This is a genomic window from Treponema sp. R6D11, from assembly GCF_054786075.1.
Map to the genome: position 1 here is coordinate 1 of NZ_BDHD01000063.1, position 10,442 is coordinate 10,442.

Sequence of the window (10,442 nt, forward strand, 5' to 3'; positions counted from 1 at the left end):
TAAACCCCGCCAAAAAAGGGTTTTATAAACCAAATATCTATAATATTATACTATATATTATAACGCATTTATTATAAGAAATTATAATAAAAAGCTAAAAAGGAAAATATGTCTGATACATTAAAAAAGCGATATCGACCCCGCTTTATCGACAATACTTACCGACCCGACGCAAAAGTTGGGCGTTTTTTAAGCGTACTTATTCTTTTTGGAGTGTCCTACGGGCTTTATCGAGGGATTCAGGATAATTACCTTGCGGAGATTGTCCATATTACCCCTTTTGAACGGGGAATAGTCGAATTTTTTAGGGAAACTCCAGGACTTTTACTGATATTTATTCTTGCACTTATGTACAGATTCGCGGACAGCAAGGTTTTTAAAATTGGCGTGGCGATTATGGCGGGCGGGTGCGTGGGGCTTCTTCTTTCCAGTACAAGTCCTTTTTTTATGACAAAATTTTTTGTCGTTGTTTTTATGGTTCTTTTCAGTACGGGCGAGCATACAATCATGCCTGTTCGGGCGACAATATCAATGGATCTTGCAAAAAAAGAAAAGGCGGGCGCGTCTTTGGGATTGTCAAATTCGATAAGCCAATTTGGAAACATAGCGGGTTTTATTTTTGTAACTGTGCTTTTTTTAATTCTTAGCAAAATGGGTTTTAACAGAAAAGATATTTTCGGGTACAGAATTGTCTTTTGCGCGGCGGCGGCGTTAATGACGTCAGCGGCTCTTGTCGCGTCCGCTTTGCGGGAGACTACGCTAAAAGCGCAACGGCGCAGATTTTATTTCGCTAAAAAGTTTTACAAATTTTATATGTTGGAAATCTTTTATGGGGCGCGCAAACAGATTTTCCTTACCTTCGCGCCTTATGTGTTAATCCTACAATACGGAGCCGACCCGTCAATTATGTCGATACTCTACGCTATTTGCGCCGTCTTTGGAATGTGCCTTAGCCCGCTTATCGGAAAAATAATAGACAAGGTAGGATACAAAGTTGTCATGGTAGGCGATACCCTCATTTTAATTATTGTCTGTCTTCTTTACGGGTTCGCGCACAGATTGTTTTCGTATAACGTAGCCTTTATGGTAGTTTGCTGTAATTTTATAATGGACTCGATTATTTCCATAGCAAGCATGGCGAGTAACATCTATGTACAGCGTATCGCCGCCAATCAGGAAGAAATTACTGCTACCCTTTCAACGGGAATTTCGGTAAATCATATTATCAGTATTTTTATCGCTCTCATGGGCGGTTGGATTTGGAAGGTTACAGGCATCGAGGTTCTTTTCTCGCTCTCCGCCTTTCTTGGTTTGATAAACAGCATTTACGCTGCGACAATCAAAAAAGAAGACGAGTTTATAAAACCTGCGGATTAATACCAGGGTTTAGCGTAATTAAATTTCTTGGTGTGCCAAATTTTTCTGCCTTCGTACTCGCCGGCGGGAACAAATAGATCCTGCAAGGACGCGGGTACGGAAACATCGGGCAATTCGCCTGAAATTGTAAGGCGTCCCGGCTCAGATTTTTTCGCGCCAAGATGGAAAATTGAATTTACGGCGTCGGAAACTATAGTGCCTGTTTTTCCGGGCGGCTTGTAAGTTACGCTTCCGTAATGCATTGCAAAAACAAAGTTTGCGGGTATTGATATGCCGAATGTTTCCAGTACAAACAAAGGCGCGGAAACTATCATTCCTATGCAGGCTTTAATTGCCGCTTCCGCGCATTTTGCGCGCGGGGGAAGAAGAAAAAGACAGTCTCTGCCCGTGTTCATCCACAGTAAGCCGTCCGCCGAATGCATATAAGTCGAAAGCAAAGATAAAAAGCGTTTATGCACTTGATTAAGCGTTTTATCGCCAAGGCGGGTGTCAAGCGCGGTTTTTCCCTGAAGAGAACAGTACAAAAGATAGAAGGGCATGACTTTTCCGGCAGTCAGTTTATTCCAACCGGGGAATGATTTTGCGGCTGGAAGTTTAATTCCCGATTTTAAGAATCCGCTTCCGCCGAGAGCCTCCGCTTTCTCGTCATCACCTGACGCGTGAGCCGCGCTTGGCATAACTTTTCGCCACTGGAGCGCTTCCTTAAAGTGTTTGCTATCTACGGCTTTGGCGTCTTTTAAAAGAGCCGCTCCCAAATAATCGCAAGCACCGTCAAAAAACAGAGCGGAAATATCTTTTACGCTCCCCTTTGGATCGATTATTCCCCAACTTGTATCATTACATATTTTTTTAAACTGAGTCAGCGTCTTTTTAAGTTCCGCATCTGATAAACCGGAAATATCAATATAAGTTATGTCCGCGTTTCCAGGCGAATGTTCAGATAACGGCAAAGCCATAAAACTTGTATTTTTTGGAAAAATTGTTTTAAGAGACGCTTCTTTTTTTGTAAAAACATAAATCATACTATTGACCTCTTCGCTCCAAATATACCTGATAAAGACGATATTTCTCCGTAGAGTTGGGAACAACTTTTGAATCGGTAAAAATATTTAACAAAGATTGATCCTGCGACATCGCCATACTCTCGGAAACTACCATTGAATTGGGAGACGCTGCTTTTGATTCAAGAGTCATTGTCGTCCGAATTGTATCCGCTTTTAAAAGTTGCGTTGCGCTTTCCGTATACACAAGATGTCCCGAATGAACCGCTATTCGCAATTTAATAGGAGAATTCAGCGGGTTATCCGCTTTGTTATACACAAACATTTCGCTTAAAATTTCCATAGCGGCAAATATCGCATAACGACTGTAGTCGCCTAACATAAAAACGCCAAGCGCGCCGTCTCCTTCCCATGTCCAAAGCCTGCCAAGCCGCGAAACTACCGCGTTGTTTACAATTTCCCGTAAATCGCCGTAAGCTTTATCTATTGATGCTTTAGGATTTTCTTTTACAAGAATTGTGTTGCCGGCAACATCCAAACGTAAAACCGCCATTTGCCGCTCATCGCCTTCCATAAGGCGTCCCCAATTTCTTGTAATTTGTTTTTCTTGATCTTCAAAAAATTGACCTGTGGCGTTATCATAACTGTAACCCGCCTGAAGCACATCGCCTATAACATCGTCCAAACCTCTAAAAGCAAATTTTCTGCCCATATAACCTTTCGATTCCGCTTGAATAAGGGTTTCTACAAAATCGATATAATATCCATTCTGCACCATATCCCCTACAATACGATCTGCGGCTTCATGGATACCTATAGGGTGTCCTTTTGAAAAACCATAACTTTTATAAAGGTCATAATCCGGATCTGTCAGTTTTGCAAAACGATTCATTTGCTCAACAGAAACAGACAGGGCTAAACACTTTCGGCAAAATCTTGTAGAAAATCCAGTATTCATAAATATAAGCCTACCACAAATTAAAAAAAGTTTATAGTGGGAAAAACGATATTTATCTGATTACTTTAATTGCCTTGGACGGGCATTTGTTAACGCACTCCATACACTGAGTGCATTTTTCATAATCAATATGCGCGATGTTATCTACTACTGTAATTGCTCCCACTTTACAGGTTTTTTGACAAAGCGTACAACCGATACACCCCGCGCGGCAACTGTCTCTAACAGCTTTTGCTCTGTCTCTTGAGTTGCATACAACATGCACAGCGTTTTTGTAAGGTATTATTTCGATAAGATGTTTCGGACATACCTTAACGCACTTTCCGCACGCGGTACATTTTTCTCTGATAACTACGGCTATGCTGTCCATCATTTTTATCGCGCCAAACTGACAGGCGTTCTTGCAACTTTCAAGCCCTATGCAACTGTAAGCGCAAGTTTTATTTCCGCCTGTAGCAAGCTGTGACGCCGACACGCAACTTTTAGGACCGTCGTATTTATAATTTCTTCTTATATTATCATCTGATCCGTTGCATTTAATAAACGCTACTTTGCGGTTAATCGTACCAGCGTTAATTCCCATTTCATTAGCAATTTTTGTGGCGGCGGACTGACCTCCCGGAGAGCATCCGCTGTAACTTGCTTCGCCTGTAACAACTCTTTCCGCAAATATACTGCAACCGGGAAAGCCGCAACCGCCGCAATTAGCGCCCGGCAATATTTTTATTATACGATCCACTTTTGGGTCTGATTCAACGGCGAATTTCTTCGCGGAAAAGCCAAGAATTATTCCAAAGAGAAGCGCTAATCCGCCGACGCTGATAATAGGAATTAAAAGGCTCATTAACATCAGTCTCTCCTTATATCAAACCTATAAAGCCCATGAAGGCAATGCTCATAAGTCCGGCGGAAAATAACGCCAACGGAAACCCTCTGAATATTTCTGGAATATCGGGGTCAGCCTCGTACTTTTCGCGGATACTGGCAAGCACTACTATGGCAAGAGTAAAACCCAAACCCGCTCCAATGCTGTTTACGATAGACCCTAAAAATGTAAATTCATTTTTAATATTAATAAGCGTTACGCCAAATATCGCGCAGTTTGTCGTAATTAACGGAAGATAAACGCCTAACATTGTATAAAGAGTCTTAAACATTTTTTTCATAAAAACTTCGACAAATTGCACAATAGAGGCGATTATCAAAATAAAAGCGACTGTAAGAAGATACTCTATTTTAAAAGGAACCAGAACAAATTTATAAAAAGTATAAGTAATGGCGGACGCTATAGTCATTACAAATATTACTGATATTCCCATACCGATAGCGGTTTCGGTTTTTTTGGAAACGCCGAAGAATGGACACATACCCAAAAATTGAACAAGAACATAATTGTTAATTAAAATCGCGCCGACTAATACAAAAAACATTGTCATTTTTTACCGCCTTGTTTTAAGTGAAGCGACTTAAACTGTATGTAATTGCGCACCATAATTACAACTCCAAGAGTAAAGAACGCTCCAGGGGGCATAACCATGATAAGAACATGAGCCGTAGGATCATGTATAAGCTCGTACCCAAAGATCGAACCGCTGCCGAAAAATTCGCGAATAACGCCGACGATAAAAAGCCCCAAAGTAAAACCTAGCCCCATGCCAATGGCGTCAATCATCGAGGGCAGAAGTTTGTTTTTTGACGCAAACGCCTCAACACGCGCGAAGACAATGCAGTTAACGGTAATAAGTGGAATGTAAATACCAAGCGCTTCATTTACATTTTGCGGCGCGTACGCGTTCAGTAATAATTGAAGAATAGTAACAAAACCAGCAACTATTACAACCGAAGTCGCAATACGAATCTCGCTGGGCATAAGTTTTCGCACAAGAGAAATAGCGGAACTTGCGCAGATCATTACCGCCGTAGTTGAAAGCCCCATGGTAATTGCGTTAGTAGCGGAAGTTGTAACGGCAAGCAAAGGGCATAACGCCAAAACCTGCACAAGCACGGGGTTTTTGTTGTAAATACCGTCTTTTAAAAGTTGAATATAATATCTCATAATTCTACCTCATATATCAACATTTCAGGTTCAGGTTCAGGTTGTATTTCAGCCGCCAGACACCACTCTACCGCTTCGTTGACGGCGTTTGTAATCGCCCTTGAAGTAATTGTCGCGCTTGTAATCGCCTGTATTTCGTCCCTTCTGGGAGAAGATTTTGAAACTCTAAGCGGCGAAAGATCTCGTCCGCTAAACTGACCGTAAAAATCTTTTTTAACCGCAAGCGCTCCAAGACCGGGAGTTTCACTGTGACGCAATATGCGTATACCTGTAATTTCTCTTTCATCTAAAATAGAAACACCGGCAAGAAAATCTATCTCGCCGCCGTAGCCTGCCGGGGAAAGTTTAAAAATATAGCCGACCATTACGCGATCATCTAACTTCTCAGTTTCATAATAACCTTCGTATACGGCTTTAATGCTTCCTGTGAATTCCGCTTGTATTTCCTGAAAGCTGCTAGCTTTCGGCAAAAGCTCCTTCATAGCTTCTTCCTGAACTTTATTTTTTTGTTTTTCGATAGCTTCGTAGGTTTTGTTGTATACAAAACTTAAAGCCGCTACGGTTATAGCCGCCGCAATAAAAAGCGAAGCCGCAGGTTTAATTATATAATTCATTTTTTCTTTCCTTTGCCGTATACGCGCGGTTTTATGTATTTATCAATAAGCGGCACAAAAAGATTCATTATAATAATTGAGTAACTTACGCCCTCGGGATAACCTCCGTGGAAGCGTATAAGGAATGTTAAAATTCCACAGCCTATTCCCATAACAATTTTGCCTCTGGGCGTAATGGGAGATGTAGCGTAATCTGTCGCCATAAAAAAAGCGCCCATTATTAAACCGCCATTTAAAACTTCAAACAGCACATTTCCGCTGAAAAAGCCCATGCCCGGTCTGCTAAAAATAAAAGCGAATAACGCGAATGTCCCAATGTAAAAAACAGGTATTCTCCAATTAATAATTCTTTTTACAAGCAGATATACTCCGCCAATTAATAGGGCTACTGCGCTTGTCTCGCCGATACAGCCGCCTACTTTCCCAAAAAGGAGAGCCATGTAATCTGAAAATTGCGGAACAAAAGACGGATCCTGTTTTACAATTGCAAGATAAGTCGCGCTTGTTACGGCGTCAGGCGCAAATGTCCATTTTGTCATAAGCACGGGAAAGGAAACCAGAAGAAACGCTCTGGCGGCAAGAGCGGGGTTTACAAAGTTTGAGCCAAGTCCGCCGAATAATTGTTTAACAACGATAATAGCGAAAAAACTTCCCACGGCAGGAAGCCACAGCGGAACATGTGGAGGAAGATTAAAGGAAAGAAGTATGCCCGTAATTGCCGCGCTAAAGTCGTTTATCGTTACAGTCTTACCCATGATCCTTTGGTACAGGTATTCCGCAAGGAGCGCGGACAAGACGGCAATCACCGTTACGTAAAACGCTTCTTTGCCGTAATGGTACATAGACATTAATATTGCGGGAACCAAAGCGATTACCACATCGCGCATTCGCGCTTCGATTGTATCAGTGCCGTAAATATGAGGCGGAGAAGAAACGGTCATTATTTGGTTTATTTCTATTTTCACAACTGTCTCCCTTATTTGCCTTTATTTTTTTGTTTGGCAAGCTCTACCCTTCTGATTGTTCTTATCGCCTGAGCCAAACGCCGTTTAGCCGGGCAGATGTAGGAACAGCTTCCACATTCAATGCAATCGAGTCCGTTGTGCATGACAAACGCCTCGCCGTCTTCTTTTAAAATATCAGCGTTTAACTCTGTCGGTATCAACCCCGTAGGACAATGCTCGACACAGCTTCCACAACGTATACAATTTCTTTCAGGCGGGATATGCGCCTCTTCTTCGGTAAAGAACAAAACTCCCGACGTGGTTTTAACAATGGGAACGTCCGTATCAAAAATGGCTACTCCCATCATCGGACCGCCTACTACGATTTTTTCGGGATTGGATTTAAAACCGCCCGCAAGCTCGACAAGATCATTTAACTTTGTCCCGATACGCACTTTGTAATTTCCCGGATTTTTTATCGCTCCGCCCGTAAGGGTAACAATTTTTCGCATAAGAGGTCGCCCGCGCAAAACAGCGCGATGTATTGCAATAACAGTATCAACATTATTTACAACACAGCCAACGTCAATGGGTATGCCGCCGGACGGCACTTCCCTGCCTGTAATCGCCGTAACAAGTTGTTTCTCGCACCCCTGCGGATATTTTGTTTTAACCACATCAATTTTTATATCCGAAAGCCCTTCGCAGGCTTTCCTTAGCGATTCAATAGCTTCGGGTTTGTTATCTTCTACAGCGATAATCCCCTTTGCGCCTTGAATTACTTTTAAAATTATTTTTAAGCCGGTTATAACACGCGAAGATTCTTCTATCATAACCCTGTTGTCGGTTGTAAGGTACGGCTCACATTCACAGCCGTTTACTATAACAGTATCTATTTTTTTATCGGGCGGAGGGGAAAGTTTTACATGAGTTGGAAACCCAGCGCCGCCAAGTCCCACTATTCCCGCCTCGCGTATAATTTTTACAATTTCCTGTGCTGAAAGATCATCATAACTGTCGCGGGGTTTTATGCTTTCGTGCTCTTTTAACTCTCCGTCATTTTCTATAATGATTGATTCAACGATAGTGCCAACTACGGTTAAATGCGGACGAATATCCTTTACAACTCCCGACACGCTTGAGTGAATCGGAGCGCAGACAAAAGCGTCGCTATCGGCAATCTTTTCGCCCAGCAGAACTTTTTGCCCTTTTTCTACAAGCGGTTTGCAGGGAGCGCCTAAATGCATAACCAGCGGAAAAATAATCTCGCTTCCGGCGGCGGGAAGAAAATAATTAATGGGTATGTTTTCGGTATATTGTTTTTGCTCGTTTGGGTGAATCCCGCGTTTAAATGTTAAAACACGTTCTCCCTTCTGTTTTAAACTCATTAAAACCCCACAATCCGTTAGTTATTTAATACAATATTTTACCATTGACTGGTAAAAATGTATAGTATCTACTGGTAAAACCTCGTACCAAAACAACTTGCAAATAATCGTAAAAAATAGTACTGTAAAAATGCAATACCTACCAGCCGGCGTGGTGGAATGGCAGACACTGGGGACTTAAAATCCCCTCCTCGCAAGGGGGTATGAGTTCGAGTCTCATCGCCGGCACTTTTTTTATAAAGGAGTCAATTATGAAAAAGAAAATCCCGACAAGAATTTATCTTTCCGAAGATGAAATGCCAAAACACTGGTACAACCTCAGGGCGGACATGAAGTCGAAGCCAGAGCCAATGCTTCACCCGGGAACCCTCAAACCGGTAACCGCCGCGGATTTGGCTCCTGTTTTTTGCAACGGCGTAATTGAACAGGAAATGGACGAAACTACGCGCCTTATCCCAATCCCAGAAGATATTCAGGATTTTTACCGCGCCTACAGACCATCTCCGCTTGTCCGCGCTTATTACCTTGAAAAAGCGCTGGAAACGCCTGCGGAAATTTATTACAAGTTTGAAGGAACAAATACCTCAGGTTCACATAAATTAAATTCGGCGGGACCCCAAGCCTATTACGCAAAAAAAGAGGGGCTTACTTCCCTTACCACGGAAACAGGCGCGGGACAATGGGGAACGGCAATGGCGATGGCTTGCGCTTTTTACGATTTAAAATTGACAGTGTACATGGTAAAAGTCAGCTCTGAGCAAAAGCCCTACCGCAAAGCGTTGATAGAAGCCTACGGAGCGCACCTTATTCCTTCTCCGTCCAATACCACTGAGTCGGGGCGTAAAATATTGGAATCCGATCCAAACACAGGCGGCTCTCTTGGGTGCGCCATTTCCGAAGCGATAGAAACAGCCGTAAAAACCGATAAATGCCGTTATGTGCTTGGCAGCGTTTTAAATCATGTTCTTTTACATCAAACAATAATCGGGCAGGAAACAAAAGCCGCGCTTGATAAATACAAAGTTAAACCCGATATTATCATCGGTTGCGCGGGCGGCGGATCAAACTTGGGCGGACTTATCTCTCCGTTCATGGGCGAAAGGCTTGCAGGCAAATCCAAGACCCGTTTTATCGCCGTTGAGCCTGCGTCTTGTCCGTCTTTTACGCGCGGTCGCTTTGCCTACGATTTTGGCGACACGGCGAAAACCACCCCGCTTATCAAAATGCAAACTTTGGGAAGCGGATTTATTCCGTCAGCAAACCACGCAGGCGGTCTTCGCTATCACGGAATGAATTCTACGCTATCAAAACTTTATCAGGACGGTTTTTTGGAAGCCCGTGCGGAAGTACAGACCGATGTCTTTGAAGCTGCAATTCGTTTTATGAAAGTAGAGGGCATACTTCCCGCGCCTGAATCTTCTCACGCGATTAAAGTCGCCATTGACGAAGCTCTTGAGTGTAAAAAAACAGGCGAAAAAAAGGTTATCGTTTTTGGGTTAAGCGGAACAGGCTTCTTTGATATGACGGCTTATACATCGTACAACAACAAAACAATGGAAGACCGAATCCCAAGCGATGCGGAACTTGAACGCGGGTTTGCGTCAATTCCGCAAATACCGCAGAACGCGTAAAAAAATTACTACGAGTCCTCGGTGTGGACAGAAAACTAAAGCTGCCTCAATTATTCATAGATACCCTGCGGGTGCATTTATCGCCCCACACAAATGATGAGCGAAGAGATCTACCACGAACCACACGAACAATCTCGAAACTAGAGAGCGAAGATATTAACTAAAAATATGTGTCGAGTATAACAAAAGTATAAAAAAAGTCAATTTTAACCCCCCAAAAGTATGAAAAAAGTATAACTTTTACCCTCTTTGGTTATACCAAAGTATAACCGCCCTCTGTAACAATACCCGTTTTTGCGAAAAAAAATACCCAAACATAGGTAAATTTACCTATAAACCTGTAGAGAAAAATAGTACCCCCTCCTCAAAATTCCCCCAAATTCCCATTTTTTCCACTTCCTCAAAAACTGCCGCATTTAAACGTCCCTTTAAATTCACCCCTCCGTACGGGGGGAAGATGTCCTTGAGGAGGA

Annotated in this window: 10 protein-coding genes and 1 tRNA gene; 3 read left to right on the forward strand and 8 right to left on the reverse strand. The window is 42.6% G+C overall.

Annotation, left to right across the window (positions count from 1 at the left end):
• Positions 1-108 precede the first annotated feature (108 nt).
• On the forward strand, positions 109-1,377 hold the full coding sequence (locus ACYVTD_RS07165; RefSeq protein ID WP_461247090.1) for an MFS transporter: 1,269 nt from the start codon (positions 109-111) through the stop codon (positions 1,375-1,377).
• Here ACYVTD_RS07165 and ACYVTD_RS07170 read toward each other — a convergent pair.
• From ACYVTD_RS07170 to rsxC, 8 genes are all read right to left on the reverse strand, one after another.
• On the reverse strand, positions 1,374-2,399 hold the full coding sequence (locus ACYVTD_RS07170) for a hypothetical protein (protein WP_461247091.1): 1,026 nt from the start codon (positions 2,397-2,399) through the stop codon (positions 1,374-1,376). The two genes, ACYVTD_RS07165 and ACYVTD_RS07170, sit on opposite strands and share 4 nt — an antisense overlap.
• A gap of 1 nt (position 2,400) precedes the next feature.
• Positions 2,401-3,270, reverse strand: coding sequence for a hypothetical protein (locus ACYVTD_RS07175; protein WP_461247092.1), 870 nt, complete (start codon positions 3,268-3,270; stop codon positions 2,401-2,403).
• Positions 3,271-3,388: 118 nt separating this feature from the next.
• The gene (locus ACYVTD_RS07180) at positions 3,389-4,186 is read right to left on the reverse strand and encodes an RnfABCDGE type electron transport complex subunit B (protein WP_461247093.1); all 798 of its coding nucleotides are present in this window, start codon (positions 4,184-4,186) and stop codon (positions 3,389-3,391) included.
• A 10-nt stretch (positions 4,187-4,196) separates the two neighbouring features.
• The gene (locus ACYVTD_RS07185; protein WP_461247094.1) at positions 4,197-4,772 is read right to left on the reverse strand and encodes an electron transport complex protein RnfA; all 576 of its coding nucleotides are present in this window, start codon (positions 4,770-4,772) and stop codon (positions 4,197-4,199) included.
• A complete protein-coding gene (gene rsxE, locus ACYVTD_RS07190; protein WP_461247095.1) occupies positions 4,769-5,392 on the reverse strand; it encodes an electron transport complex subunit RsxE in 624 nt (207 codons plus the stop codon). Before rsxE ends, ACYVTD_RS07185 begins: the two co-directional genes overlap by 4 nt.
• On the reverse strand, positions 5,389-6,006 hold the full coding sequence (locus ACYVTD_RS07195; protein WP_461247096.1) for an RnfABCDGE type electron transport complex subunit G: 618 nt from the start codon (positions 6,004-6,006) through the stop codon (positions 5,389-5,391). Before ACYVTD_RS07195 ends, rsxE begins: the two co-directional genes overlap by 4 nt.
• Complete coding sequence (locus ACYVTD_RS07200; protein WP_461247097.1) at positions 6,003-6,971, reverse strand: RnfABCDGE type electron transport complex subunit D; 969 nt, start codon at positions 6,969-6,971, stop codon at positions 6,003-6,005. Before ACYVTD_RS07200 ends, ACYVTD_RS07195 begins: the two co-directional genes overlap by 4 nt.
• A gap of 11 nt (positions 6,972-6,982) precedes the next feature.
• Positions 6,983-8,338, reverse strand: coding sequence for an electron transport complex subunit RsxC (rsxC, locus tag ACYVTD_RS07205; RefSeq protein WP_461247098.1), 1,356 nt, complete (start codon positions 8,336-8,338; stop codon positions 6,983-6,985).
• A gap of 145 nt (positions 8,339-8,483) precedes the next feature.
• Between rsxC and ACYVTD_RS07210 the strand changes: the two genes are divergently transcribed.
• Both ACYVTD_RS07210 and ACYVTD_RS07215 read left to right on the forward strand, forming a co-directional pair.
• A tRNA-Leu gene (locus ACYVTD_RS07210) sits at positions 8,484-8,566 on the forward strand.
• 23 nt (positions 8,567-8,589) lie between these two features.
• A complete protein-coding gene (locus tag ACYVTD_RS07215) occupies positions 8,590-9,969 on the forward strand; it encodes a TrpB-like pyridoxal phosphate-dependent enzyme (protein ID WP_461247099.1) in 1,380 nt (459 codons plus the stop codon).
• Positions 9,970-10,442: the final 473 nt, after the last annotated feature.